Origin of the sequence: Shewanella marisflavi (genome assembly GCF_002215585.1) — a bacterium.
GTDB classification, from domain to species: Bacteria; Pseudomonadota; Gammaproteobacteria; order Enterobacterales; family Shewanellaceae; genus Shewanella; species Shewanella marisflavi.
Genome location: NZ_CP022272.1, coordinates 465,004 through 491,529 on the forward strand (window position 1 = coordinate 465,004; position 26,526 = coordinate 491,529).

20 protein-coding genes are annotated in these 26,526 nt (G+C 52.6%); 13 read left to right on the forward strand and 7 right to left on the reverse strand.

Going from position 1 to position 26,526, the window contains the following annotated elements:
* Nucleotides 1-37 precede the first annotated feature (37 nt).
* Nucleotides 38-928 carry an aldo/keto reductase gene (locus tag CFF01_RS02155; protein WP_088903705.1) on the reverse strand — a complete coding sequence of 297 codons (891 nt, stop codon included), beginning with the start codon at nt 926-928 and terminating at the stop codon, nt 38-40.
* Between the two features lie 172 nt (nt 929-1,100).
* On the opposite strand from CFF01_RS02155, the gene CFF01_RS02160 reads away from it, so the two are divergent.
* Nucleotides 1,101-2,798: a formate--tetrahydrofolate ligase gene (locus CFF01_RS02160; protein ID WP_088903706.1), complete on the forward strand. Its 1,698-nt coding sequence runs from the start codon at nt 1,101-1,103 to the stop codon at nt 2,796-2,798.
* A gap of 49 nt (nt 2,799-2,847) precedes the next feature.
* Here the strand turns inward: CFF01_RS02160 and CFF01_RS02165 are convergent, their stop codons facing one another.
* On the reverse strand, nt 2,848-4,470 hold the full coding sequence (locus CFF01_RS02165; protein WP_088903707.1) for a mechanosensitive ion channel family protein: 1,623 nt from the start codon (nt 4,468-4,470) through the stop codon (nt 2,848-2,850).
* Between the two features lie 123 nt (nt 4,471-4,593).
* Between CFF01_RS02165 and CFF01_RS02170 the strand changes: the two genes are divergently transcribed.
* Nucleotides 4,594-4,929, forward strand: coding sequence for a hypothetical protein (locus tag CFF01_RS02170; protein ID WP_033539027.1), 336 nt, complete (start codon nt 4,594-4,596; stop codon nt 4,927-4,929).
* Nucleotides 4,930-5,074: 145 nt separating this feature from the next.
* Here the strand turns inward: CFF01_RS02170 and CFF01_RS19345 are convergent, their stop codons facing one another.
* Nucleotides 5,075-5,200: a hypothetical protein gene (locus CFF01_RS19345; RefSeq protein ID WP_258311744.1), complete on the reverse strand. Its 126-nt coding sequence runs from the start codon at nt 5,198-5,200 to the stop codon at nt 5,075-5,077.
* Between the two features lie 265 nt (nt 5,201-5,465).
* Here CFF01_RS19345 and CFF01_RS19100 point away from each other — a divergent pair, with 265 nt between their 5' ends.
* The 6 genes from CFF01_RS19100 (at nt 5,466) to rraB (ending at nt 10,186) form a co-directional block, all read left to right on the forward strand.
* Nucleotides 5,466-5,762, forward strand: coding sequence for an ABC-type zinc uptake system zinc chaperone (locus CFF01_RS19100; protein WP_140946856.1), 297 nt, complete (start codon nt 5,466-5,468; stop codon nt 5,760-5,762).
* Nucleotides 5,763-5,836: 74 nt separating this feature from the next.
* Nucleotides 5,837-7,030, forward strand: coding sequence for a membrane protein (locus CFF01_RS02175; RefSeq protein WP_033539026.1), 1,194 nt, complete (start codon nt 5,837-5,839; stop codon nt 7,028-7,030).
* Nucleotides 7,014-7,925, forward strand: a complete 912-nt coding sequence (locus CFF01_RS02180) for a metal ABC transporter solute-binding protein, Zn/Mn family (protein WP_088903708.1) — start codon at nt 7,014-7,016, stop codon at nt 7,923-7,925. The genes CFF01_RS02175 and CFF01_RS02180 overlap by 17 nt, the downstream gene beginning before the upstream one ends.
* 61 nt (nt 7,926-7,986) lie before the next feature.
* On the forward strand, nt 7,987-8,766 hold the full coding sequence (locus CFF01_RS02185) for a metal ABC transporter permease (protein ID WP_088903709.1): 780 nt from the start codon (nt 7,987-7,989) through the stop codon (nt 8,764-8,766).
* 247 nt (nt 8,767-9,013) lie between these two features.
* Nucleotides 9,014-9,745 (forward strand): 1-acylglycerol-3-phosphate O-acyltransferase, encoded by a 732-nt coding sequence (locus CFF01_RS02190; protein WP_033539023.1) that lies wholly within the window; start codon nt 9,014-9,016, stop codon nt 9,743-9,745.
* A 30-nt stretch (nt 9,746-9,775) separates the two neighbouring features.
* Nucleotides 9,776-10,186, forward strand: a complete 411-nt coding sequence (gene rraB / locus CFF01_RS02195) for a ribonuclease E inhibitor RraB (RefSeq protein ID WP_033539022.1) — start codon at nt 9,776-9,778, stop codon at nt 10,184-10,186.
* Between the two features lie 57 nt (nt 10,187-10,243).
* Here rraB and CFF01_RS02200 read toward each other — a convergent pair whose 3' ends face one another.
* Together CFF01_RS02200 and CFF01_RS02205 are read right to left on the reverse strand one after the other, a co-directional pair.
* The gene (locus tag CFF01_RS02200; protein ID WP_088903710.1) at nt 10,244-11,230 is read right to left on the reverse strand and encodes a GGDEF domain-containing protein; all 987 of its coding nucleotides are present in this window, start codon (nt 11,228-11,230) and stop codon (nt 10,244-10,246) included.
* Between the two features lie 14 nt (nt 11,231-11,244).
* Entirely contained in the window at nt 11,245-12,240 is a 996-nt protein-coding gene (locus tag CFF01_RS02205) for a response regulator (protein ID WP_088903711.1), read from the reverse strand.
* Nucleotides 12,241-12,619: 379 nt separating this feature from the next.
* Between CFF01_RS02205 and CFF01_RS02210 the strand changes: the two genes are divergently transcribed.
* Together CFF01_RS02210 and CFF01_RS02215 are read left to right on the forward strand one after the other, a co-directional pair.
* Entirely contained in the window at nt 12,620-13,429 is an 810-nt protein-coding gene (locus CFF01_RS02210; protein WP_088903712.1) for a crotonase/enoyl-CoA hydratase family protein, read from the forward strand.
* A 122-nt stretch (nt 13,430-13,551) separates the two neighbouring features.
* Nucleotides 13,552-14,049 carry a YqhA family protein gene (locus tag CFF01_RS02215; protein WP_033539018.1) on the forward strand — a complete coding sequence of 166 codons (498 nt, stop codon included), beginning with the start codon at nt 13,552-13,554 and terminating at the stop codon, nt 14,047-14,049.
* Between the two features lie 10 nt (nt 14,050-14,059).
* On the opposite strand, the gene CFF01_RS02220 is transcribed toward CFF01_RS02215, so the two are convergent.
* On the reverse strand, nt 14,060-14,908 hold the full coding sequence (locus CFF01_RS02220) for a DUF3530 family protein (RefSeq protein ID WP_088903713.1): 849 nt from the start codon (nt 14,906-14,908) through the stop codon (nt 14,060-14,062).
* A gap of 150 nt (nt 14,909-15,058) precedes the next feature.
* Nucleotides 15,059-17,965, reverse strand: coding sequence for an RNA polymerase-associated protein RapA (gene rapA, locus CFF01_RS02225; RefSeq protein WP_088903714.1), 2,907 nt, complete (start codon nt 17,963-17,965; stop codon nt 15,059-15,061).
* A 364-nt stretch (nt 17,966-18,329) separates the two neighbouring features.
* Here rapA and CFF01_RS02230 point away from each other — a divergent pair, with 364 nt between their 5' ends.
* The 3 genes from CFF01_RS02230 to CFF01_RS02240 all read left to right on the forward strand — a co-directional run bounded on the left by CFF01_RS02230 (nt 18,330) and on the right by CFF01_RS02240 (nt 26,271).
* Nucleotides 18,330-19,724: a PhoH family protein gene (locus CFF01_RS02230; RefSeq protein ID WP_088903715.1), complete on the forward strand. Its 1,395-nt coding sequence runs from the start codon at nt 18,330-18,332 to the stop codon at nt 19,722-19,724.
* 244 nt (nt 19,725-19,968) lie between these two features.
* Entirely contained in the window at nt 19,969-23,661 is a 3,693-nt protein-coding gene (locus tag CFF01_RS02235; protein ID WP_033539014.1) for a response regulator, read from the forward strand.
* A gap of 210 nt (nt 23,662-23,871) precedes the next feature.
* Nucleotides 23,872-26,271 (forward strand): zinc-dependent metalloprotease, encoded by a 2,400-nt coding sequence (locus CFF01_RS02240; protein ID WP_088903716.1) that lies wholly within the window; start codon nt 23,872-23,874, stop codon nt 26,269-26,271.
* The last annotated feature ends 255 nt before the right edge of the window (nt 26,272-26,526 follow it).

Sequence of the window (26,526 nt, forward strand, 5' to 3'; positions counted from 1 at the left end):
TTAAAAGCCAGCATCTTGCTGGCTTTTTTGATCTTGCTTAGGGGACGCTATGGCCGGTGGAGGCTTGCCAGATGCTAAACCACTCCTGCCTGTCCAGGCTTATCTCGCTAGCGGCAACCGCAGCACTGATGCGGCTTAAGTTACCACTGCCAATGATGGGCTTAGGTTTGGCGGGCAGGGCCATTACCCAGGCATAGATGATCTGGCTGATATCATCGGTGCCATGATTCGCGGCAATCTGACTCAGGGTCTGACGTAGCCTTTGGGCACGTTCACTCTGGCTATTGAAGATCTCACCGCCCCCCAGACAAGACCAGGCCATAGGCGAGCAGCGGTACTGCTGGCATTGGTCCAGGGTGCCATCGCTTAGTGTGTGCATCGCGAGCGGCGAGATCTCTAGCTGATTGGTGACCAGAGGTCGCTCCAGCCTAGACTGCAATAGATCGAACTGGGATGGCGTAAAATTGGATACCCCAAAGTGTTGCACCTTACCGGTTTGATAGAGCTGCTCGAAGGCCTGTGCCACCTCGTCGGCATTCATCAGGGGATCGGGCCTGTGGATCAACAACAGGTCTATCTCCTCGACCTGCAGGGCGCGCAGTGAGTTGTCGACGCTCGAGAGGATATGCTGGTAGCTGGTGTCATAGTGATTGACGTAGCGATCGGGCGTCGAGGCAAAGGCGGGCTTGATACCGCACTTGGTGACTATCTGCATCTGTTGCCTTAGTGAAGGTTTGAGCGCCAGGGCGCGGCCAAACAGCTTTTCACAGCTGTATTCGCCATAGATGTCGGCGTGATCCATGCTGGTCACGCCTAGGCTGAGGTAGTGTTCAATCAGTGCCAGGGTCTGTTGTGGCGATTGCTGCCAGCTATCGAGACGCCAAAAACCGGCGATAAAGGGGGAAAGTGTAAAGCTTTGCTGACTCATCTGAGGCTCCGTTTGGATTAATTTTTTTCACTAATAATCATTTTATTGATTTAGATTCATAAATCCTTAATTAACGCTGACAGTGGCAATGAATAGGTTTGTTGCGAGCACTATTTGCTCTATATTCGCTTCAGCTCGCTTTTTTCCTCTCTTATTTATCGTAGGAGCCCATATGCTGACTGACATCGAAATCTCACGCCAAGCCAGCTTACAACCCATAGAAAATATCGCCCAGGCTTTCGGGATCTTGCCCAATGAATTAACCCCTTACGGCAAGACTAAGGCCAAGGTCGATCTGACCATCACCGACAGAATCAAAGATAACAAACAAGGTAAGTTAGTGATAGTCACCGCGGTGACGCCGACCCCTTTTGGTGAAGGTAAAACCGTAACCAGTATCGGCCTTACCCAAGGCCTCCAAGCCATAGGTAAGAAAAGCTGTGCCTGTATTCGCCAGCCGAGTATGGGCCCAGTGTTCGGCATTAAGGGCGGTGCCGCCGGTGGTGGCATGGCTCAGGTGGTGCCGATGGAAGACTTAAACTTGCACCTAACCGGCGACATTCATGCGGTGACCAGCGCCCATAACTTGGCGGCAGCCGCCATTGATGCGCGTCTCTATCATGAGCAGCGCTTGGGTTGTGATGCCTTTCGTGAGCAATCGGGGCTCGAGCCGCTAAATATCGATCCCGAGCAGATCCTGTGGCGCCGGGTGGTGGACCAGAATGAACGTAGCCTGCGTACCATCACTGTGGGTTTAGGTGAGGTCAATGGGCCTGTACACCAGGGAGGCTTCGATATCAGCGCCGCCTCTGAGCTCATGGCTATCTTGGCACTGAGCCGGGATCTCAAAGATCTGCGTGAACGAATCGGCCGCATTGTGCTGGCGCAAAATACCGAAGGTGACTATATCAGTGCCGAGGATCTTGGGGTAGCAGGTGCCATGACAGCCATCATGAGTCAGGCTATCTCACCGACCCTTATGCAAACGCTAAGCGGTGCCCCTTGTCTTATCCACGCAGGTCCTTTTGCTAATATCGCCCACGGTAACTCCTCGATCATTGCCGATGATATCGCCTTGAAGCTGGCAGATATCGTGGTGACCGAGGGGGGCTTTGGCTCCGACATGGGCTTTGAGAAGTTTTGTAATATCAAGGCGCGTCAGTCGGGCAAGGCGCCTGATGCTGCTGTATTGGTGGTGACCATTAAGGCGCTAAAGTCACACGTCAGTGATGAAGGCTTAAGCGAGATGGATAAGCTTGCTGCCGGTTATGCCAACCTCAGCTGGCATATCGCCAATGTGGGTAAGTATGGTTTACCTGTTGTGGTGGCGATCAACCGATTTGCCGACGATACAGAGCAAGAGCTTAACTGGTTAAGGGAGCGCGCGCTGCAAGAGGGTGTGTTTGCCTGTGAGATCTGTGAGGCCTTTGCTCAAGGTGCCGAGGGCGCTGTGGACTTGGCCCATGCGGTCGTGCGCGCCACCGAGCAGCCCAATCATTTCCATCATCTCTATGATACGGATCAGTCCATTGAAGCTAAGTTGCTGACCATTGCCGAGGCCGGTTATGGTGCCAGTGGCATTAGTTTATCCGATAAGGCCAAGTCGCAGCTGGCTCAGTTGCAGCACCAGGGTTATGACAAGCTGGCGCTTTGTATCGCCAAGACGCCTATGTCGGTTAGCCATGATCCTAAGCTTAAGGGCGCGCCGCAAGGCTTTGAGCTGCCCATCACTGAACTTAAGTTGAATGCCGGCGCAGGGTTTATCACGGCGTTAGTGGGTAAGGTGATGACTATGCCAGGTTTGGGGATCCGTCCCGGCTATTTGAATATCGATATCGATGAGCGCGGTGAGATAACCGGCCTAGCCTAATTAGGACAATAGAGTAAAAAAAGCGCCTGCATTGCAGGCGCTTTTGATTTTATTTGTCTGTCTGATAGATATGGACATCTCGCTGCGGGAACGGAATCGAGATCTTCTCCTCGTCGAAGCGCATCTTCACCGCTCGGGTAATATCCCAGTAAACATCCCAGTAATCTTCCGGTTTCACCCAAGGGCGCACCACAAAGTCCACCGAGGACTCGCCAAGCAGGTGTAACTTCACCGTTGGCTCAGGCTGCTTAAGCACCTTAGGATGCTTATCCACTATGCCACGCAGCACAGTTTCGGCCTTCTCTATGTTATCGCCGTAACCTATGCCGAAGGTCATGTCGACACGGCGTTGATGCTCAACGGTAATATTGTTGATGGTGTCACCCCAGATCTTGTTGTTGGGGATGATCAAACGCTGGTTGTCCAGAGTCTTGATGGTGGTCGATACCAGACTCATCTGACTTACCCTGCCCGTCACGCCGGCGGCATTGATCAGATCACCGACGTCATAGGGGCGATAGATGAGGATCATCATGCCCGAGGCGAAGTTTGATAGTGTGTCTTGCAGGGCAAAACCTATGATGACACCGGCAACCCCGAAACCTGCCAGTAATGGACCAATCTCAAAGCCTAGTTGTGACAGGGCGATCATCAGTCCCAGAGCAAATACCGTCTTGCTCGACAGTGAGATGAAGAAGTCTTGTAGTAGCTTGCTAAATTTAAGCTTGGAGTTGCTGACCATCTTCTTAACGATCCGCTGCACCACCTTGCCCGCTAGGTGAGCGAGGAAGAGGATAAGCAGAAAGATAAACAGCTTAAACAGCAGGCCTGGCCCATTGTCCAGTGCCTGACTTTTAGCCTTGCTCCACCACTGATCCAGCAGGTTGCTGGCGACATCGACATTGAGTACATCTTGGGTGATATCTCCCGAGATGCTAAACAGGGTCTGTTTTAGGTTGGCCGTATCCTGGTTGAGGCCATCAAGTAGTTCGATTGCCATCGACAGACTGGTGCTGGTGAGGCTGAGGCGCTCATTGAGATTGGTGACCAGTGCCTTTTGTTCGCTGGTGACATCCTTACCCGCCTTGGAGGCTTCGTCCACCGCTAGCTTGAGCTTGTCCTGGGTAAAATGAACCAGGCTGTTGAGCATGTCTGAACGTTTTAACAGCTGCTCGGTCAGTTTTGCCTTAGCTGCCTGGGTATCTTCGCCCAGGGTGCTTAACCAGGTCAGCGTCTCATACTTAACACTGAGGATCTCGTCGCGCTCCCGGTCACGCATCGCCAATTTATACATGACGTTGTTATCGTCATTTTTGCCAAGCTGCTGTTTAAATTGAGCGATATCATCGGCGTAGTAGTGACTCACCTTGTCGATAAAGGCCAGATGCTTTTGCACTAAAGGTAACAGCTGCTCTTTATCCAGTGGCTCTTGGGCCATCAATAACTTGAGCTTGTCGTGCAGCTGCTGGGCATGTTCCTTAATGCGGTACTCGATAAACTGCTTCATCTCACCATGTGTATTGGCAAGTTTAGCGATATCTGAATCTATGGTGTGTTGCAGTTGGGTCAGTTCGACAAAGGGTTGTGGGGGCTGGGTAGTCTCTTGGGCGTTGGCGGACAAGTTTGCCAGTGCCATTATCGCCATCAGAGCCAAGGCTAGGGTGCGTAACATAATATCCGTCCTGTGTTAGCTAGTGCAGCGATCATAATCTCTTCTACCTGCGCTGTAAATTGACAACTCGGCGCGGCGCAATCTGGTAGACTAGCACTCTTTAGCTTAATTCGAGAATTTGTTGTGTTGTGTCCTCATTGTAGTCACTCTTTTCGCGCCGATCGTGTTGCAGCCCAACGTGGCAAGGGGCTAGCGTCTCAGATCCAATGTCCTCATTGTGATGCATGGCTAGGGAAGAGTGCCATCTTGATGCGATTGAAGATCTTAGGGTTTTATCTGGGCCTATCGATGTTGCTCGTGGGCTACTTTATGCCCGAGTGGCGTAACCTCACGACAGCGGTAGCGATCTTTTCGGCAATGATACTCTTGGTAAGTCATATGATGGACCATCTCAAGGTGATGCAGGCGCCGCCACAAAAAGTGGTGGATGACAGTGAACACAGGCGGAAGTATCGTTAATCCCAGCACAATAACGTGAGTGCAATGACGTAAGTGCTGTTACGGCGTAAGTGCTGTTACGGTAAGTGTCATCGCGCATTGAGTGGTTTAGCAGAACGGGTGGGATCGCTGGCCGGGACCAGCGAAAAGCGATTTATTCGACGGCTTATTCAATCACCTGGACTTGGGCTTCGAGTGCTGACTCGACATAGTAGATGCCACCTAAGATGGCGATAAAGAAAATCGATGTCCAAAACAGGAGTTTGAAATTCTCACGAAAAAATTCTTTCATGCTGGTATTTTCCTTTAGCCGTCAATATTGTCTGGGGGCAGATTCCCCCTTCAGTTTATGACACTTATATTAGTGTGGGTAACTTAAGTCAGACTTAATTTTAGCCAGGCCACTGTGACAGGGAACACGCTTTGGCGCTACATGTAAGTAAAATATTAGAATAACTTTTGTTACATTCCACTCCGATGCGCTGCCACTTCTGGCTTGACTTCATTTCTCTTATCCCTAAACTTGGTCGCAATTTCAATGTTCACAGCATGAGCACATGGCAATGACGGTTAAAGGCAAAGTAAGAGGAGTAGCGATATGGCTTAGTGCCCTATTGTTCTGCTTGTCTGTCTTGGCTCCGGCTCATAGCCTAGAACATATAGATGATGATGGTGCGAAGACACACTGCACCTTATGTATCCAAAAACTGCAATTAAACAGTGCCTTACCTGTAGGTGAGTTCAGTTTTAGTCTGCCTAGTCTCTCGGTGGAAGCGCCGCAGCGTGAGCTGTTAGGTTCTGCTAGCGTCCATGTCGTTTATTTCCAGAGTCGCGCTCCGCCAGCGCATTCGTAATACCTAAAAAAATCAATATTTTATTACTCTGCGCCAATTGGCAGCAGAGTCGTTTGTGTATTTTTGGAGATATTATGATGAATTTGAATGCTCGCTATTCAGCAATCGCGCTTGCCTGTGCACTGGTCCCGAGCCTGAGTTTTGCTGCCGATCCTACTCTGACTAATCCGGCGATCAGCGCCGTGCTCGATGGCTACTATCAGAGCGGCGAACGTCCTATGGCTGAACGTGTCGAAGGCTTTGGCCTGGGCCATACTGAGTTAGCACTGAGTGCCAATATCGATGATATGTTTTATGGCAAGTTGACGGCTATTCTCGAGATACATGAAGGTGAAACTGAATTGGGGCTCGAAGAGGCCTTTATTCAGACGCTAGCTATGCCTGGTGGCTTCTCCATACGTGGCGGTCGTTTCCTGTCAGATATTGGTTACCTGAATAACCAGCATGTGCATACAGATGCCTTCTCTGATCGTCCTGCGGCTTACCGTGCCTTTTTAGGCAGCCATTACTTTGATGACGGTGTGCGCCTGGATTATGTGGCACCCACAGATCTTTATTGGACCTTGGGTATCGAGGCCTTTAAAGGTGATGGTATGCGCGCCGAAGATGAACATGGTGAGCGCGAATTTAAGAATGTGGGTGTGTATACGGCCTATACTAAGCTCGGTGGCGATATCGGTGTGAGCAGCTCATGGCTACTGGGCCTGAGCTACCTGCGCAATGAAAATGGCCGTTTGACCGCCGAGGAAGAGCATGAAGAGGTGGTGGTCGAAGAGGAGGGCCATGATCATAGCCATGTGGCCAAGTATACGGGTGAGAACACCTATATCGCTGATTTCGTTTATAAGTGGGCACCTCAAGGGAACTATAAGTATCAGCATCTGACCCTGAGCGGCGAGTATTTCCGTGTCAGTGATTATGCCCCTGCGGACGACCATGACCAAGAGATAGCCGAGGATCACGATACGTCAAAGCCCGATGCACACACAGGTTGGTATGTCAGTACTGTCTACCAGTTCTCGCCTAACTGGTCGGCGGGTCTGCGTTATGGTCAGGTCGATACTCACCTGCTGCATGATGAGCACTTCGATGCCCAAAAACTGAAAGAGACTGAGGTCAGCCTGGCCTGGCATCACAGTCATTTCTCAACGGTACGCCTGCAATATACCAATCAGCAAGGTACTAATTTTGAAGGTATTTCAGACGATAATATTATTACGCTTCAATATGTTATGACTCTGGGGGCTCACGGTGCGCATCAATTCTAACTATCTTAAGGCTGGCGCTGCGGCGCTGGCGCTGAGCTTTGCCTGCAGTGCGCAGGCAAAACTGAATATTTTTGCCTGCGAACCTGAATATGCCGCTTTGGCCAAGGAGTTGGCGCCAGATGCTAAGATCTACGCCGCGACGACGGCGATGCAAGATCCTCATCAGGTACAGGCAAGGCCTAGTTTGATTGCTAAGATGCGCCAGGCGGATCTTGCTGTGTGCGCCGGCGCCGATCTCGAAGTCGGTTGGTTGCCTATGCTGCAGATGAAATCGGCCAACGCCCAGGTGCGCTCAACCGATAAGGGACTCTTCTTTGCTGCAGAGCATACTCAGACCTTAGATCAACTCGATAAGGTGGATCGTAGCATGGGGGATGTGCATTCTCAGGGAAATCCTCATTTGCATTTTGACCCTGAGCGTCTGCTGGAAGTGGCGAGCGCGCTGTCGGCTAAAATGGTGCAACTTGACCCTGACAACCGTGCGGCCTATGAGTCGGCCTTGGCTGGTTTTAGCCAGCGTTGGCAGGAAGCTATTCCTCGTTGGCAATCTCTGGCGGCACCACTTAAGGACAAGAAGGTGATCGCTTATCACACTAGCTTCCGTTACTTGTTCAATTGGTTGGGTTTGGAGCAGGTTGGCGATCTCGAGCCTAAGCCTGGATTGCCGCCAAGCACAGGACACCTGGCGCACCTGCAGGGGCGAGCCCAGCAGGGAGATGTGATGGCGATTATTGTCGCCTCCTATCAGGATGAACGCGGTGCACACTGGTTAGGAGAGCGTACAGGCTTGCCTGTGGTAACCTTGCCTATGTCAGTTGGCGGCAACGATGACGCTCAGGATCTATTTGGCCTGTATGAGAGCGTGATCCATTTGCTACTCGGTGTGAACCACTAATCCAGAGCCAAGACGGCGCCGAGCAATCGGCGTCGTTGTCAGCTTTTATCGGTACCCAATCATGTTTGATCTCGATATCTTGTCTATTTTGTTACCCGCTCTGGCCGCGGGGATCTTGGTGCTTTCCACCCATGTGCTGCTGGGCAGTCAGGTATTAAAACGTGGCATCATCTTTATCGATCTGGCGATTGCTCAGGTGGCGGCTTTGGGGGCTATCATAGGCCACACTAATCATGAGCTGGAGCACCTGCCTTACGCCAATGTCTGGATGCCGGCACTGTTTGCCTTGCTTGGGGCGGGGTTTATCGCCTGGTTAGCAAAGCGTATGGCCGATGAACTGGAGGCGATTATCGGCTGTTTCTATGTGTTGTCGGCGGTGGCGGCCATGCTGCTGCTCTCCAATGACCCCCATGGGGCCGAGATGTTAAAACAGTTGATGTCGGGGCAGATCCTTTGGGTTACCTGGTCGCAATTGGCATTACCTGCCGTGGTGTCGGCGTTGGTATTGGCCGTGATTGCCATCAGGCCTGCGATACTCAATGGTGGTGGATTCTATCTCCTGTTTGCTCTGGTGATCACCCTGTCGGTGGAGTTGGTGGGGGTCTACCTGGTCTTCAGCTCGCTGATCTTGCCGGCGTTGGCGGTTAACAAGATGCAGGGCAAAATCAGATGGCCGATGGCTTATTTGGTTGGCCTATTAGGCTATGGGGTCGGTCTGTTTTTATCGGCCAGTTTTGACCTGCCAAGTGGCGCGGCGATTGTTGCCACCTTGGCGGTGAGTGCCGTGCTATTTCGTCTGCTGCAGCCTAAGTTGTTTCGAGAAAGCTCGATTACAAAGTAAAAGGCTAACGAGTAAATTCGATATAAAAAGCCCTTAGTATGAAATCAGCGGGAGTTGCCCATGGGGTGATTCTCGCTTTTTTTCCTCGAAGCCATTCGCTAATAATTTCTTTTTCGCTGATATTTCCAAGGCTTAATTGAGCAATAACCGCTGGGCGTGGCGCTGGGTGAATGTGAGCTTAAGACTACAGGTGTAAGTCAAAAAAGCTGCTGCTATAATGTCGCCACTGAAATCACAGGAGTAAGTTGTGCTGTTAATCTTCAGATCTCTGATCTTAGCCATCATGTTGTTGCTGGCTTTTGTCTTTGGTGGTCTCTATTGTCTGTTGCGTCCGCGCCATAGAGACAATGTGCACCTGTTTGCCAAGCTTTTTTCCTGGGCCGCACCGGTACTGGGTGTAAAAGTGGTAGTGCGTAAGCCTAAGGTGGAGCCCAGCGAGCCCTGTATCTTTCTGGCGAATCACCAGAATAATTTCGATATGTTTACCCATACGGCCGCTGTCCCTAAGGGGACAGTCAGTCTGGGCAAGAAGAGTCTGGCCTGGATACCGTTTTTCGGTCAGATCTATTGGCTGTCGGGCAATATTTTGATCGATCGTAATAACCGTAATCGCGCCTTCGAGACCATGGCGCAGACGGCGAAGAAGATTAAAGAAAAGTGCCTTTCAATCTGGATCTTCCCTGAGGGAACGCGCTCCCGTGGTAAGGGGCTGTTGCCTTTTAAGTCGGGCGCTTTCCACACTGCCATCGAAGCCGGTGTGGCTATGGTGCCAGTGCTGGCCTCTAACCAAGAGCATATCAAGCTTAATCGTTGGAACAATGGCGTAGTGATCATCGAGGTGATGGACCCGATAGAGACCAAGGGGCTTGCCAAGTCACAGGTCAAGGAGCTTTCTACTCGAATTCATGCCATGATGTCGGAAAAACTGGCTCAGCTTAATCAGGAAGCTGGCGCCTTGATGGCCAAGAAAGCTATTTAATTTAGAACACTATTTTATTCGGAGAGATCCATGTCTACAGAACGTCAGTTGCAGGAACAGAAGCAGGAAAATCAGGAGATCGTCGATGCGATTCTTGCCGATGGTTCTGAGCCAGATGCTGAATACACCATAGAACATCATTTTTCAGCGTCTAACTTCGACAGACTGGAGAAGGCTGCCGTTGAGGCCTTTAAGATGGGGTTTGAAGTTAACGATGCCGAAGAGATGGAGCTTGAAGATGGTTCTGTGATCTTCTGTTTCGACGCTATCGCCCATCATAAGTTGGATGTCGCTTTATTGGATAAGGCCTGTGAGGATTTGATCCAACTGGCAGCCAAATTAAAAGTCGATTATGACGGTTGGGGCACTTACTTCATCGGTGATGACGCCGAGCTGGATGACGATGAAGAGTATGAAGAGGAAGACTCTCGCTTCCACTAAGCATCGTCTTGCTCGTCTGCCACAAAAAAGCCCATCCTTGATGGGCTTTTTTGTGGATCATTTGGCTGGGTTATCGGCTGGATTATCGGGGGTGAAGATGACGCTGCAGTTACGTCCCTGTTGCTTGGCCTGGTAGAGGGCGTTGTCAGCCTGGGCGAGCCACTGGGCACTATTGCTCAGCTGATCATCTATGCCGCAAATCCCTATGCTTACCGTCACCTTGAGGATGACGCTTTCAAATCTGAGTTCGGATGCGGCAATTTTCTCACGCAGGCGATCGGCAAAGTAGAGTGCCGAGTCGGCATTGGTATTTGACAGCACCACGGAAAACTCTTCACCACCGTAACGTCCGGCACAATCGGTTTCGCGCAGTGACTGACGCAGTATGTGGGACACATGCTGGATAACTTTGTCACCGGCAATGTGACCATAGGTGTCATTGATCCGTTTGAAATGGTCAATATCTAACATCACTAGTGTTGTGGGATCACCGTAGCGGGTATGGCGGTCAAACTCCTTCTGCATACAGAGCTGCCAGTGACGGCGGTTATGCAGCTGGGTCAGGCCATCTGTCTGGCTCAGGTGTTCCAAGCGTTCGTTGGCCGCCTTGAGCTGCAACTTGTTGATCGCCACGTCGGTGACATCATAGATGATCATACTGATATGGGTGATCTGGCCGGTCAGCGAAGAGAGCGGCAGCAGGGTGACATTCTGGTACATAAAGTCGGCGCGGCCAGTGATGGGGCGGTAGTTACCGAACTGAAACACATAAGGGCGCTGCTCCCAGCTGATAAAGGCGCGGTTTTTGAGGAGAAATACCGATTCCATCTTCTGCTTTAGCCAAGTGGCGGGCAGGTAATCGAACTGATCAAACAGGTTTTTACCTTTGATCGAGTTGGGGGAGATACCGCTGTGGTTCTCCATGAATCCATTCCAAAGTTGGATGTTGTAGTTGCGATCAAGCACCACCAAGCCAACCTCTATGGTTTGCACCATATCGATTAGCCAGTGGAGCTCGTTCATCGCGCTTTGGTCATATGCCATGTTTAAAATCCAGCTTAATCCAGCAGATAGCCAAGCTTATAGTTAAGCGTTGGCAGTGACTCTTCGGTAAACAGCAGCAGAAGGTCGCATTGAATATCATGGCCTTCGATACGGTAGTTGATCTCCATCGCCAGGGTCCGTGCCCATTTTTCCGAATTGTCGTGAATAAGATCGTTTACCGTGCAGTGACGGCCCAGCACCACAGGATGGCTCTGGCTAAACTTCATGTGTAATTGTTCTGAGATGCCGCTAAGAAAAGCGCCGATCAACACATTGCCTGTGTCTATCATCACTTCGATTTCGGTATTGGTGTCTTCCGGGTTCGCCAGTCCCATCAGTTTGGCCATATCCTGGAAGGAGGAGTCGTGAAACAGCAGCAGTGCTTCCCCCGCGACGCCAGCGCCAATAAACCCTTGGCACAGGGCGGAGACAGTACCGTACTGCTCAGTGGCCTTGAGGGTCATGGTCAGCTCGCTGACTTCCAGTACATTGACATTGGGGATAGGCAAGAGCACAAAGACATCCAGCAGCTTGGCCAGGAGATCGGCGGCACGGCCCATAGCGACGTTCGCCACCTCCTGACAGGCATCACGCAGATCCACTTCTATCATGGGGGTGTCGCTGTCCAGATCGCCCAGGGCGATGGTGAGAATGCCATATTCTTGCAGTATGTTGCTGATGGCGTCGGCACTGACCGGCTTCTGGATAAAATCCAGCGCGCCTAGGGCTTTTACCTTTTCATGGGCCTTGATCTGTATGTCGCCTGACACCACGATCACTAAGGCGGGGAGATCTTCTTTTTGAATGGTTTCCAGTACCTCATAACCATCCATGACAGGCATGTTGAGATCCAGAAAGACGACTTCGCCTTTGCCGGCCCTGATCGCCTCAATACCTTCGGCACCGTTGTTGGCGAAGGTGATCTCGACATCCCACTCTTTTGGCAGGGTTCTGGCCATCTGCTTGCGGGCGAGAGCTGAGTCATCGCATATGAGTACGGGAATCGACATCTAGTTATAACATCCTCATCTGCCTTTACTCTTGAAGATAACACCAAATCGCTTACTTGGTATTTAAAAGCTTCATCCAGAGGCAGTATTTATTGGTTTGTCTGAGGTAAATATTGGGCTTACTGGGGGGCTCTGCCGATATATTTAGCCGAAGGATCTACCCGAGCTGTGACCATTTGAATCTTTCCGTGGCAACAGAAATGACACCTTCTGTCCTAATGTCATTATCTATCAGCTTGATTAGCTGACGTAAACTGCGGGGTGACATTTTTTTGACAATCGTCAAAAATTGTTGCCATGTTATAACTTTTAGGGATATTTGCCAAATGTGTTACATTCCTTCTGGACTGACCAGTAGCAGGTTTTGAGGAGTAAAGGAATGCAACATCCCCATGTCACACTGACCATAGAACAGGGCATCGCCTGGGTAGAGCTGTCACGGCCAGAAAAATACAACGCACTCAATTATGCTTTGTTTGAGTCTATCGTTAAGGTGCAGAAAATTATCGCGAAACGCCGTGATGTGCGGGCGGTGATCTTAACTGGCAGTGGCGGTAATTTCTGCTCAGGGCTCGATGTAGGCAGTGTAATGAAATCGCCTGTGCAGGCCATTAAACTCCTGTTCAAATGGCTACCGGGCAATGCCAACCTGGCTCAGCGGGTTTCTATTGGCTGGCGCCGACTGGCTGTACCTGTGATCTGTGTGCTCGAAGGGATCTGTTACGGCGGGGGAACCCAGATAGCCTTAGGCGCAGATATGCGTATCGCTGCGCCCGATTGCCGCCTCTCTATCATGGAAGCGAAATGGGGTCTGGTGCCCGATATGGCCGGATTGGTGGGGCTTAGGGATCTGGTGGGTAAGGATATCGCTATGCAACTGACCATGAGCGCCGAGGTGATCGATGCCGACCAGGCCAAGGCCTTTGGCCTGGTGACTCAGGTGAGCGAGTCGCCGCGAGAGGTCGCTAAGGCACTGGCCCAGCAACTGTCTACGACCTCTCCCGATGCCATTGCGGCGATTAAGTTGAGCATCAATAAGAGCTGGCGCGCCGGTGAGCGTAGCCTGTTGGCACGGGAGTCCTTAAGTCAGGTGCGTCTATTGCTGGGTAAGAACCGGGTTATTGCGGCCTTACGTCAGACCAAAGATCCCGACCGTCCTTACCGCATTCGCCAAGCTTGGTGGCGTTAAGGCTGTGATGTATAAGTTAATTTCACTGTGATCTGCTTCACACAACGCTGTGCCGGGCAAGACGAAGTTGCTGAGGGCCGCTAGTATCCCGCTGCCAAATTTTGATAAAGGATACAAGCATAATGCGACAAGGGTTTGAACGATTTCTCTGGAGTAGCCGCCTCTCTGTGATGATAGGGGTGTTTGCCTGCGTGTTGGCGGCCTTTGTGGTGTTTATCATGGGGATCAAGGATGCGGTCCATATGATTGATCTGCTATGGGAATATGTGCTGACGGGTAGCTACGATGTGCGCAACGATCTCGTGATGGTGGTGGTGGAGATTTTAGATACCTTCCTGCTGGGCTCTGTGTTGCTGATTTTTGCCTTCGGTCTGTATGAACTGTTTATCAGTAACCTGCAGGCGGCAGAAGATAGTGTCGCTGGTGGCAAGATCTTAGTGATTAGCAGCATAGATTCGCTTAAGAGCAAGCTGGGTAAAGTGATCCTTATGATGTTGATCATTAAGGTGTTCTCTTACTTTAGCGAGATGAAGCCCACCTCAATGCTCGAACTGCTCTATATGGGCGTCATCGTGGTGTTGATCGCGCTGGCCTTGATGCTGAGTAAAGATAAGAAATAATCTTAAGCCTTTAGGGATTTGCTCGCTGGATACGCTGGGCGAATCCCTGAACTAAGGTCAATACCTCCTGCCAGGCGGTGGGCTGATCGAGATTCAGCGCCAGCAGTTGCTGTTCATAGCGCAAAGGCTGTCCCATAGGTGAGAGGGCTTTGCGCACTTGCTGGGTCGTCAATGAGGCGGGAAAGGCATCGGGCGATTGAATGTCCAACACAGGCAGCTCAAGTTTGGCCAAGGTTGTGGGTAATTCGCGATTTTCCGCCTCTAGCTCAAGGTAAGGGTTGATCACTACTAATAGATCTGGGCTAGGCAGCGCCGCGCCTGCCAGCATTTCGATAACCAGTCCTGCACTCTGCCCATTAGCGATCAAAATTCGCTTCCCCGGATAGGCCTGACCTAAGCTGTCGAGTTGGTTCAGGGTCTGACTCAACTGTTGTTTCTGCTTCTCTCTGAGTGCTGCCCAGGCTTGCTGGCTGTATTTAGGCAGGCTTTGATTGCCCTTTTCGCTGAGCTGCTGCTCACCCGGTTTGGGGATCTCACCGGCATCAGTAATATGGTTAGGCTGCACCGCATTCTCTGGCGCCTCAATGCTTAAGGTCGCCCAGCCCTTGGGGGCGAGTTGACGCCTGAGAAAGGCCACTAGCCCATCTGGGTCGGCATCTTCCCCCAAGTCTCCCAGCAATATTGCCGCGCCATGTTGATGGCGGCCCAGCCAGGGACGAATCAGTACCGCTTGCTCCTGCTCGCCCAGCTTAATCTTAGTCACCTCCTTGGGTGGCAGATAATCATAATCGGACGCGGCATTGCTTTGGGCAAGGACGAACAGGGGGAGTAGGCTTAGGAGTATGGTGCGTAGGTTCATCGGCGATTAGGCAATATGGCTAGGGTTAAATAGGGTTGGCTATGTCCTCAGTATAAGCCTAAGTGCTTGCCGTTGGCGATAAAATGAGGAGGAAAGAAGAGGGCACCGACCAGAAAGGTCAGTGCCATCAGTAGAGGCTTAGAGGCCCAATTAGGCGTGGCTGACCAGCACCAGACGCACGGCGTCCAGTTGTAGCAGACAGCCATCCAGGTAGTTGTTGAGCTCACTCATCTGATTTCTCAGGTGCTCAAGCTCCTCGTCACGAATGTTGGGGTTAACCGCTTTTAGCGCCTCAAGACGTTCTAGCTCGCCAGTGAGCTGCTGGGTCATCTTACTTCTGGCTTCGTCGGTCAGTTGTTGCAGCGCCGCTTGGGCAAACTCTTCACCCTTGGCAAATAAGGGGTGCAGCAGGGTTTGTGAGGCATTCACCAACTTGCTGGCGATATGACGATTGACCGCGCTGAGCTGCTTGTCGAAGTTTTCATAGCTGACATTCTCCGACAGGTTGTTGCCATTCTTATCCAGTAACACGCGCACCGGAGTCGGTGGCATGTAACGGTAAAGCTGGCTGGCCTTGGGCGCCGAGGCATCGGCCATATAGATCAGCTCCAGGAAGATGGTGCCTGCAGGTAGCGCCTTGTTCTTGAGCACCGCCACGCTGGTGGTGCCGGTTTCCGATGAGGTGATCAGATCCAGCCCCGTCTGTACCAGAGGGTGTTCCTGAGTGATCAGCGCAATATCGTCCCGAGACAGCGCCATCTCACGATCGAAGGTGACGGTAATGCCATCTTCGGGCAGACCCGGATAGGTAGGGAACATCATATGCTCGCTCGGGTGCAGTACTATAGCGTTTTCACCGCTATCTTCCTGCTCTACGCCGATAATATCCCACAGACGGATCACCGAGCCGATAAGCCCTGTGTCTTGATCCCGCGCCGCCAGGCTCTCCACTAACTTAAGCGCCTTGTCGCCGCCGTGAGAGTTGATCTCCAGCAGCTTGTCTCTGCCCTGTTCCATCGCCTTTTTCAGCGCCTTGTAACGTGTCTGAGTGTGGTTAAGCAACTGGGTAAACTGGTCATCGTCACGGTAGACCAGTTGGGTCAACAGCTCTTCGGAAAATTCGTTGAACAGTATGTGGCCGGTTGGGCAGGTCTGCTCGAAGGCATTGAGCCCCTTGTGATACCAATTCATCAGGTTTTCCTGCGCCGTATTGGCCAGGTAGGGCAGATGGATCTCGACATCGTTGGCCTGACCGATACGGTCAAGACGGCCGATGCGCTGCTCCAGCAGATCAGGGTTAAGCGGTAGATCGAACAGCACCAGATGGCTGGCAAACTGGAAGTTACGGCCTTCTGAGCCGATCTCGCTACAGATCAGTGCCTGGGCGCCGCCAGTTTCCTGAGCAAAGTAGGCGCCTGCCTTGTCGCGTTCAATGATCGACATGCCTTCGTGGAATACGGTGGCCTGAATCCCTTCGCGGGTACGCAGTGCTTCTTCCAGGCTCAGGGCGGTTTCTGCCTGGCTGGCGATGATCAGCACCTTCTTGCTGCGATGGTTCTTCAGGAAGTCTATTAACCAATCGACCCTAGGATCAAACTTCCACCAACTGGCGCTGTCGCTCTCGAACGCCTGGTAAAGCTTCTCTGGGCTCAGGGCCTGTTTCACCTTGGCGGTGAGATCAGTGTCTGCGCCCATCATGGCCGAGACTCTGGCAGCCGTCTCATATTGGGTTGGCATGGTCTGCGGGTGAGCATGGAAGAGTCGGGTCGGGAAGCCCTTCACCGAGGCACGGCTGTTGCGATAAAGCACGCGGCCGGTACCGTGTCTGTCTAACAGCTCCTGTAACAGCTCGCTGCGTGCCTGTTCGCGCAGTTCGTCATCGACACTCTCATCTTCAATCAGACGCAGCGCCGGGGTGATATCTTTCTCGTTGAGCAGTTCGGTCAGGCTGGCAACGGCTTCGTCGGGCAGACGCTTACCACTGGCGAGTGCATCGGCGGCGCTGGCCACCTCTTTATAGCTCTCCTCCTCTTTGAGGAAGGCCTGATAGTCGTAGAAACGATCCGGATCCAGCAGGCGCAGACGGGCGAAGTGACTCTGATGGCCCAGCTGATCTGGGGTCGCGGTCAGCAGCAGTACGCCGGGAACCACTTCACTCAGGGCCTCGACTACGCGGTAAGCGCGGCTCGGTGCCTCTTCGGTCCACTCCAGGTGGTGCGCTTCGTCGACCACCATAAGATCCCAGTCGGCATCCAGGGCTTGATCCAGGCGCTTCTTCTTGCGCAGTAGCTCGAGTGAACAGATCACCAGCTGCTCTGTGTAGAAGGGGTTGTCATGGTCGGCGTAGGCCTCGACACATCTGTCTTCGTCGAAGACTGAGAAGCGCAGGTTAAAGCGGCGCAGCATTTCGACTAACCACTGATGGCGCAATGTGTCTGGCACTATGATCAAGATACGTTCGGCGCGGCCGGTCAACAGCTGCTGATGTATGATGAGGCCCGCTTCGATGGTCTTACCTAGGCCCACCTCGTCGGCTAAAAGCACGCGCGGCGCAAAACGCTGGCCCACTTCATGGGCAATCCACTGCTGATGGGGGATAAGGCCAACACGCGGCCCTTGAAGTCCCAGCAGATCTGAGGTGGCTAGCTTGTGGCGCAGCAGCTGGCTCTGGTAGCGCACACCAAACCGGTCGAGACGATCGATCTGGCCGGCAAACAGTCTGTCCTGGGGCTTGTTGAAACGAATATTGTGGTTGAGCAGAGTCTCTCTCAGGCTGACCTGTTCACCAGTTTCACTGTGAATACCATGGTAGATCACCAGCTGGTCTTTCTCTTCCACCTGCTCGACTGTCAGGCTCCAGCCTTCGTGGCTTTCAACGGTATCGCCAGGGTTATAGATCACTCGGGTTAGCGGGGCATCGTCGCGGGCGAACATGCGGGTATCATCGGTGGCGGGAAACATCAGGGTAACCATACGGCCTTCTAATCCGACGACGGTACCTAAACCGAGTTCCGATTCGGTATCACTAATCCAACGTTGACCTAAGGAAAAGGGCATTTACAAATTCTCATCTACAGGGTGAATCACGAAAGGGCGCGTATGTTATCCAATCGGGGCTATGATGTCGAACATATCTGCCCCGTAATTGCCTCGTTAAAAATTCTAATTAGATTACAAATTACCCAATCAGAACCACTGCGCCCGCCTTGTCATCTTATTGTCATTTTAGGCCACCAGTCTCAAATTGGGTCGGGCGATTTTCTGGGCAAGTTTCCGTTGAAGCCGTGAGATTTTGGTGTCAGTATGGATTTAACCCCTATGTGCTTTGTTGCGCATCACCAGACTGATAGAAAAGGAGGCTAATGACCCACTGAGTTTGCCCGACTAAAAATATTATCCCCTACGCACAAGTGGAGGCGCCATGGAACAAAACGACAAGAAGTTGTTTGTACTGGATACCAATGTGTTACTGCATGAACCCTTAGCCATTTATTCGTTTAAGGAACATGATGTAGTTGTCCCCATGACTGTCCTTGAAGAGTTGGATCAGATCAAAGACAGAAAACGAGATGTTAGCCGAGATGCCCGAGTCGCCATTCGAGCATTGGAAGACATACTCGGCGGAAAGACCACCCCCGAAGAGATTATTAGCGGGGTGCCCCTGCCCAAACGTGAAGGACACGGTGACGCCATAGGTTCCCTCTCAATTTTCCCCGACCATCAACTCGAATTTACACAGGCATCCCTGCCTGGCGACAACAACGATAACCGCATCATTAACACCGCCCTGCATCTGCAAAAGCAGTTTGCCCCGCGCCACGTGGTGCTGGTCACTAAAGACATCAACATGCGCCTCAAGGCAAAAGGCGCTGGCATTAATCTGGTCGAAGACTATCGTACCGACCAACTGATCGATGATATCCGTTTTCTAACCAAGGGCTTCCATCAATTTGAGGGAGATTTCTGGGCGCGCAAAGAACATGTTAATACCGAGGGACAAGGCCGTCATACGGTACACCGAGTGCCTGTTAAAGAGGTGGGTGAAGAGAACTTCTATACCAACCAATATCTGATCGACGAAGACTCTAACTTCTGCGGCAGAGTGCTGAGCAATAACGACCAGGAGCTGGAGATTTTAGATCTCGGCCGAGATCGCCTGCTTAACTTAGATGCCTGGGGAATTAAACCTAAGAATATCTATCAGGGGATGGCGTTGCAGGCACTGCTGGATCCGGATATCGATCTGGTGATCCTCACAGGTCCCGCAGGTTGTGGTAAGACGCTACTGGCCATGGCGGCGGCACTGGAGATGGTAGTAGAGCGCGGTCTCTATGAAAAGGTTATCGTCACCCGTAATACACCTGAGATCGCCGAGTCTATCGGCTTCCTGCCCGGTACCGAAGAGGAGAAGATGGCGCCTTGGCTCGCGGCCATTACCGATACCTTAGAGGTACTGCATAAACATGATGTTAACCCAAGCGGCAGCATGAACTACATCATGGATAAGGCCAACATTCAGTTTAAATCGATTAACTTCATGCGCGGCCGCTCGATACAAAATTCCGTGGTATTACTGGATGAGTGTCAAAACCTGACGGCATCTCAGATCAAAACCATGATCACCCGTATGGGCGAGGGGACTAAGCTTATCTGTAGCGGTAACCTGGCGCAGATCGACTCTAACTATTTGACGGCGGTGACTTCAGGACTCACTTATATCGTCGAGCGTTTTAAAAACTTCGATGGCAGTGCCAACGTCTACCTCAATGGCGTGGTGCGTTCTCGTTTGGCAGAATTTGCCGAGGAAAACCTCTAGTGGGTGAAGACTAAAAGACTCCTTAATTGGAGTCTTTTGTCTAAATATAGGCAGCCGTTCCAAGCGGATTGAGGCTGAAATACTTTGGGGTGTTTGCAGCTAACTCTTTGGCGGACTGAGATCATTCTGGCAAAAGCGGTCGCCCTTTGTATTCCATTGGGCTGGCTTCCTGATACTATATGCAGAATATGATGCGCCGCTCAGGTAAAGTCCTGGGGCAGACTCTTGTTTTCAAAGGTAATCAATGAAGTCGACAGAGCCGGACTTACAGCTTAAGTCTCCGATTCAAAAAAACTATAATCGCGCGGTTTTTTATACCTATATCGGCGTGATCATCATGGCGTTGCTGACGGCCTGGATCTTCTTCGAGCGTCAGAAGACGCAGATGATGGATCAGCGCGAAGAGCTGGTTGAGCGTCATGTATTGCAGATCGACTTGTTGTTGGAGTCCAGCATCCGCGCGGTAAAGAGCCTGCGCAATGTGGCGGTGGATCACCTGCGTCTGGGTGAGTTAGTGCGTACCGACCGCCTGCCCCAATATGAAAAATTTAATGAAAGCGGTCAGTTTTTTACCTTAGAACCCAGCTATGCCCAGAGCGGTAAACCCTTTACCAACATGGGGCGCATTACCGGAGCGGGGTCGCTCAATGGTCGCAGCGATAAGTTCTATCAGGAGTTGGAGATGCTGTTCGAGCTCTCGCTCTCCTTCCCGGTCGCCAGACAGGCGGCCCCCAAGGCCTCCTCTATCTATTACATCTCCAAGCACAGGATGATGTCTTACTATCCCTGGCCATCAGATGAGCAGCGCTTTCGCGATGAACTGCTGAAGAAGCAGCAGTTCCAGCTGGTCACCCCAGCCATGAACCCTCAGCGCAGTGTGGCCTGGAGTCCGGCCTACGTAGAGCCCAACGGCAAGGGCTTGTTGACGACAGTTGGTGTGCCCATCTATCTGGAAGATGAGTTTATCGGCTCCATTAACCTGGATATGACGCTCTCCTCCCTGGATAAGCAGATCCGTCTCTACTTCAAGATGCCGGGCACAGTTATCTTGCTGGATCAGCAAAACAATATTCTCTCTCATAGCGATATCAACGCCGCCGACATCAATCGGGTGTTCCATATCAGCCAAAAGATCCCCTCGGCGCTTCACTCTGTGCCCGAGTCTGAGCTGTTCGATGCCCACGAAGGGATCATGCGCAACGGTTACTATATTCACTCGGTGGCCCTGCAAAATGCCCCTTGGCGTCTGCTCTATCTGCAGGATGAAAATGAACTGTTCAAAGATTCCTGGGAGAAGCTTGAGCTGACCTTCCTGCTCGTGGTGATCGCCCTGTCGGTTCTGGTGACCATAGTGCACTGGCAGACCCGCCGCTCTTTCGTTAACCCTGCTTCTCGCCTCTTGTCGCATCTCGAGGGGTGTTCTCAGGAGCCGCGCAAGCCACCCGCCAAGATCACCCAAGGCTGGGAACCCTGGTTCCAGCTGGTGAGTCGAATATTTGAAGAAAACCAGCAGTATACACGGCACTTGGCCGAGCAGAACCGCCGCCTGGATAATCTGGTGGCGCGGCGCACCGAACGACTGAGAGAGACCACAGAGCGACGAGAGCGGGAATACGCTTTGCTGCGCTCCCTGCTCGACTCTATCCCTGAGGCGATTGTTTTCAAGGATAAAGAGGGTAAATGTCTTGGCTGTAACAAGTCGGCCGAGCGCATGCTGGGCTTTACTGAGAGCGAGATGATAGGTCAGGATACGTTGGCGATGACCAGCAACGAGCAGTCGATGCGTATTCGCGCCGAAGATGAGCGTGTCTTGTCCGAACGCACGCCGCTTAGGTATCAGGAGAAGGTCGAGCTGGCCGGTAAGCCAGTATTGCTAGACACGCTTAAGCTGCCTTTCTACAACCGTCGCGGTGAGCTGCTGGGCCTTATCGCCGTGTGGCGTGATGTCACCCGTGAATATGAATCTGCCGAGCAGCTCAGGCTGTCGGAGGAGCGTTACCATCTGGCGATGGACGCGGTAGAAGATGGCCTGTGGGACTGGTATCTGGATTCCGAGCAGATCATCTGTAACCCGGCCTACTACACCATGCTCGGCTATAAGAGCAATGAGTTCCCGGCCCTGGTGTCGACTATAGACGATCTGGTGCATCCCGATGACCGCATTCGCGTCGAGGAGTATCGTGAGCAGTATTTGGCCGATCCTATCGGTGCCTATGATATTGAGTTCCGTATGCGCGGTAAGAGTGGCATGTATCACTGGGTTCTCAGCCGTGGCCGTGTGGTGGAGTTTACTGCTGACAATCAACCTAAGCGTATGGTGGGTACTCATAAGGATATTACCCGTCATAAGAGTAACGAGGTGGCGCTGCTGGAAGCCAAGCAGGACGCCGAATCGGCCAACCTTTACAAGAGTGAGTTCCTGGCCAATATGAGCCACGAGATCCGCACGCCGATGAACGCCATTATCGGTATGTTGCAGCTGGCCAGTCGCACCCAATTGACGCCGCAGCAGGCGGATTATCTGGATAAGGCCGGTTTCTCGGCGCAATCATTGCTGCGGATCATCAACGATATTCTCGATTTCTCTAAGATTGAGGCCGGTAAGCTTGAGCTTGAACGAGTCGCCTTCCCACTGGATAAGGTGCTGGATCACGCGCTGGATCTCAACGCCCTCAAGGCTCAAGAGAAGGGCGTCGAATTACTGCTTTACGCCCCAGTCACTGCAGGCTTGATCCTCGAAGGGGATCCGCTGCGTCTCGGGCAGGTGTTGATCAACATGCTCAGCAATGCGGTGAAGTTTACCCAGAGCGGTGAAATAGAGCTGGGCTGTGAAGATGTGGGCGAGCGCGATCATCGCATTACCCTCAAGTTCTGGGTGCGTGATACCGGCATAGGGATCAGCAAGGAGCAGCAGGAAAGCCTGTTCGATGCCTTCGCCCAGGCCGATGGCTCAACCACCCGCAAATATGGCGGCACAGGCCTAGGGCTCTCCATCAGTAAACATCTGGTGTCCATGATGGGCGGTACTATGCAGGTGCAGAGTGAATTGGGGGTCGGCAGTACCTTCAGCTTCACCATCAGCTTCGAGATCGCCGAAGAGGCCGAGGTGAAACCGCTTATCGTGCCCGAGGTGATAGGTAATCTGAAGACACTTGTGGTGGACGATAACCCGACGGCGCTACAGATCTACTCGACCGCCATGCGAGACTTCCACTTCGACGTGGATACCGCCTCCAATGGTGCCGAGGCCCTGTATAAACTGGAACACAGGCCGGTGGATCTCCTGCTGCTGGACTGGATGATGCCTGAGATGGATGGCATAGAGGTGATTCGAGCGCTCGATGCCATGGTGGCCGACGGTCGCCTTGAGAAGCGCCCGGTGATCATCATGATGACCGCCTACGCCTCCGAGCCGCTTAAGGAAGACTTGGACGATCTCGATATCTACGCCATGCTGCAAAAGCCATTTAAGGCTTCGGCACTGTTTGACGAGATCATCGCCGCCTTTATCGACAAGCCGAAGATCAATCCGGCGGTGGAGCTGCCCGCAGAGGGCAATGCCACGGGCTCGGGGCAGATATTGTTGGTGGAAGATAACTTTATTAACCAGCAGGTGGCCACCGAGCTGCTTAAGAGCGCGGGTTATGAGGTGGATGTGGCCGAAAATGGTCAGATTGCATTGGATATGGTGGATGCCAAGCAGTACGACGCGGTATTGATGGATATCCAGATGCCTGTGATGGACGGTCTGACGGCGACCAAAGAGCTACGTAAGCGTTACTCGAAGGAGGAGCTGCCGGTGATCGCCATGACGGCCCATGCCATGTCGGGCGATCGAGAAAAGAGTCTGGCGGCGGGTATGAATGCCCATATCACTAAGCCTATCGTGCTCAATGAATTGTTCGATACCTTGGCTCACTGGATAGTGCGTCACTAGCGATAGGGCGACAGAAGAGAAGGGGCTTAGGCCCCTTTTTTGTGGTTGGTGGTTTTGACGCAGGCAAAACCTAGACAGGGGAAATGTGTGCCTGAATTATTTGCACTTGAGCGAGAATTGATACCTGTTAAGCTAAGTGGTTGATATTCACGAGACCCATAATATTTGAACAACTAAGTCTCCCATCATAAGTCTCAGCAAGGAGATAACATGAGACCCTCTACACTCGCGCTGGCCCTTGCCTTAACCTTTATGCCGACCGCTTCCCTACTCGCGGTGGAAAACAGTGCTCAGGTGCTTAAGAGCAGTCAGGCCGCGAAAGGCTTTATTAACCTGTTTTATCAGCAAAGTTCGGGCGACCTTTACCTCGAAGCCACGCGGCTCAATCAACCTTTTCTGCTGGTGACCAGTCTGCCACACGGTGTGGGGTCTAACGATATCGGCCTGGATCGCGGCCAACTAGGGATGACCCGCTTGGTGCAGTTTGAGCGTCACGGCCCCTATCTCATTCTCAAACAGCTTAATACCCGCTACCGGGCGACAACAGACAACGGCGCCGAGCAGCGAGCGGTAAAAGAGGCGTTCGCCGAATCTGTACTCTGGCGCGGCAAGGTGCTTGACGGTAAACAAGCGCTGGTGGCCATCAATGAGCTGGTGCTCAATGATCTGCATGGCATCAAAGATACCCTAGAGCAGACCAAGCAGGGCCATTATCAGCTGGATAAAGAAAGCTCGCTGATTTTGCCTCAGGGTGTAAAGTCCTTCGAGCGTAACAGCGATGTCGACGTGCTGCTGACCTTCAAGGGGGCCAAGGCCGGACCTCAGGTGGCAGAAGTCACCCCAGACGGTAAGGCGCTGTCACTGCGGATGCGCTACTCCTTCGTTGCGCTGCCAGACGATAACTATCAGCCCAGAGCCTATCACCCCAACAGCGGCTACCTGTCTGATGAGTATCTGGATTACGGTACTGAGATCGACCGTGACATAGTGCAGCGTCATCTGTTGCGTCACCGCTTACAAAAAGTGACCCCGGGGAATGCGCCCAGCGAAGTCGTTAAACCTATCATCTACTATCTGGATCCCGGTGTGCCTGAGCCTATTCGCAGCGCCCTGTTAGAGGGGGCTCGCTGGTGGGAAACCGCCTTCAACGAGGCGGGCTTTATCAACGGCTTTAAGGTGCAGCTATTACCAGAAGATGCCGATCCCCAGGATATTCGCTACAACGTGATCCAGTGGGTGCATAGGGCGACACGTGGTTGGTCTTACGGCAGCGCCATCGCCGATCCGCGCACAGGTGAGATCATCAAGGGGCATGTAACCCTGGGCAGTCAGCGTGTTAGGCAAGATCATCTGATCGCCCGTGGCCTTACCGCAGGATGGGACGACAGAGACGCCGCAGAACAGGCGGTCACCGAGTTGGCCCTAGCGCGAATTCGTCAGTTGTCGGCTCATGAAGTGGGTCATACCCTGGGGCTGGATCATAACTTTGCCGCCTCAAGTAACGATAACGCCTCTGTGATGGATTACCCCCACCCTAAGGCGACACTCAAGGGCGACAAGATAGATATCTCCGCGCCTTACGATGAAGGCATTGGTGCTTGGGATAAGTTCACCATTGCCTATGGTTATGGTCAGTTTAGGCCGGCAGATCAACAGGCGAAACTCACCGAGCTGATGCAGGCAGTCGAGCGTCAGGGGCTGCGTTATATCGGCGAGGCCGACTCACGTAGCGCAGATGCCAGCCAGGCCTACGCCAGCCTGTGGGACAATGGCAAGGATCCCGTGGCCGAGCTGAGTCGCCTGGCTAAGGTGCGCGAGGCGGCTATCAATGACTTTAGCGATTCGGCGCTGCTCAGCGAGCAGCCTTATGGTGAGCTGCGCGATGCCTTGGTGCCCATCTATCTGTTGACCCGCTATCAGATAACCGCCGCCGCCAAGTTTATCGGCGGCACAGATTACAGCTATTCCATGCAGGAAGGGGGACGCACCTGGCACTATATGGCGCCAGAGTTGCAAAAAAATGCCTTAGAAACCCTGCTACAAGGATTGGACGCCGATGCCTTGGTGCTGCCGCCCAAGGTGATCGATGCCTTAGTGCCTAAATCGGGTAACTACCGCGCCACGCGAGAGAGTTTCGATGGCGCCACCGGCGTAGTCATAGATCCACTCGGTATGGCCGAGGTGCTTAGTCGTCACACCTGTCAGCAGCTGCTGCGTCCAAGCCGGTTGAATCGTGTCAATCAGGGCTATTTCGCCGACAAGGAACAGTTGTCTGTGGTGACTCTGGTGAACAAGCTGCTGGGCAAGACGCTGTTTGCCGATGCGCCGACTTGGGCCTCACAAGGGGTGTGGATGCGGGTGAATGCCGTGGTGCTCGACACCCTGCTGGCCAGTTATCATGACCAGGCAAGCTCGCCAGAGGTGAAGGCGCAGCTGGCGGGCCGCTTGGCCTTTGCCGAGAAGCAGCTCAGTCGTCTGGTGAAGCGCAGCAGCGATTATGAGTCGGCCCATTATCAATGGTTGCTTGAGGGGATAGAGAAGGGGCTTAAAGACGCTAAGTTTAAGCTGATCGACAAGCCGCTGGCCATGCCGCCTGGCTCGCCTATCTAGTCATAAAATGCCCCGCTAAGCGGGGCTTTTTTATGGGCGAGAGTATAAAAAAATGGGCGAGAGTATTGAAAACTCGCTGTGCGAGAGGCGCTGTAGTGAATCGAGGATGTGGAATGTGGTCTGCTCTTCGCGACTGGATCGATGCAGCCTTTACTGAGGCTGAGTTCAGCTGCTAGGTTGCTAATGGATAGGGGCAAACCCGTGTTGGTAGCCAAAGTCGATCGCAGCCACCGGGCTCGCCAGTTTGATCCGGTG

Bases quoted from the DNA above. Each gene is read 5' to 3' on its own strand.
- CFF01_RS02155 (WP_088903705.1), bottom strand. From the start codon at position 928: ATGAGTCAGCAAAGCTTTACACTTTCCCCCTTTATCGCCGGTTTTTGG.
- CFF01_RS02160 (WP_088903706.1), top strand. From the start codon at position 1,101: ATGCTGACTGACATCGAAATCTCACGCCAAGCCAGCTTACAACCCATA.
- CFF01_RS02165 (WP_088903707.1), bottom strand. From the start codon at position 4,470: ATGTTACGCACCCTAGCCTTGGCTCTGATGGCGATAATGGCACTGGCA.
- CFF01_RS19345 (WP_258311744.1), bottom strand. From the start codon at position 5,200: ATGAAAGAATTTTTTCGTGAGAATTTCAAACTCCTGTTTTGGACATCG.
- CFF01_RS19100 (WP_140946856.1), top strand. From the start codon at position 5,466: ATGGCAATGACGGTTAAAGGCAAAGTAAGAGGAGTAGCGATATGGCTT.
- CFF01_RS02175 (WP_033539026.1), top strand. From the start codon at position 5,837: ATGATGAATTTGAATGCTCGCTATTCAGCAATCGCGCTTGCCTGTGCA.
- CFF01_RS02185 (WP_088903709.1), top strand. From the start codon at position 7,987: ATGTTTGATCTCGATATCTTGTCTATTTTGTTACCCGCTCTGGCCGCG.
- rraB (WP_033539022.1), top strand. From the start codon at position 9,776: ATGTCTACAGAACGTCAGTTGCAGGAACAGAAGCAGGAAAATCAGGAG.
- CFF01_RS02200 (WP_088903710.1), bottom strand. From the start codon at position 11,230: ATGGCATATGACCAAAGCGCGATGAACGAGCTCCACTGGCTAATCGAT.
- CFF01_RS02205 (WP_088903711.1), bottom strand. From the start codon at position 12,240: ATGTCGATTCCCGTACTCATATGCGATGACTCAGCTCTCGCCCGCAAG.
- CFF01_RS02210 (WP_088903712.1), top strand. From the start codon at position 12,620: ATGCAACATCCCCATGTCACACTGACCATAGAACAGGGCATCGCCTGG.
- CFF01_RS02215 (WP_033539018.1), top strand. From the start codon at position 13,552: ATGCGACAAGGGTTTGAACGATTTCTCTGGAGTAGCCGCCTCTCTGTG.
- CFF01_RS02220 (WP_088903713.1), bottom strand. From the start codon at position 14,908: ATGAACCTACGCACCATACTCCTAAGCCTACTCCCCCTGTTCGTCCTT.
- rapA (WP_088903714.1), bottom strand. From the start codon at position 17,965: ATGCCCTTTTCCTTAGGTCAACGTTGGATTAGTGATACCGAATCGGAA.
- CFF01_RS02230 (WP_088903715.1), top strand. From the start codon at position 18,330: ATGGAACAAAACGACAAGAAGTTGTTTGTACTGGATACCAATGTGTTA.
- CFF01_RS02235 (WP_033539014.1), top strand. From the start codon at position 19,969: ATGAAGTCGACAGAGCCGGACTTACAGCTTAAGTCTCCGATTCAAAAA.
- CFF01_RS02240 (WP_088903716.1), top strand. From the start codon at position 23,872: ATGAGACCCTCTACACTCGCGCTGGCCCTTGCCTTAACCTTTATGCCG.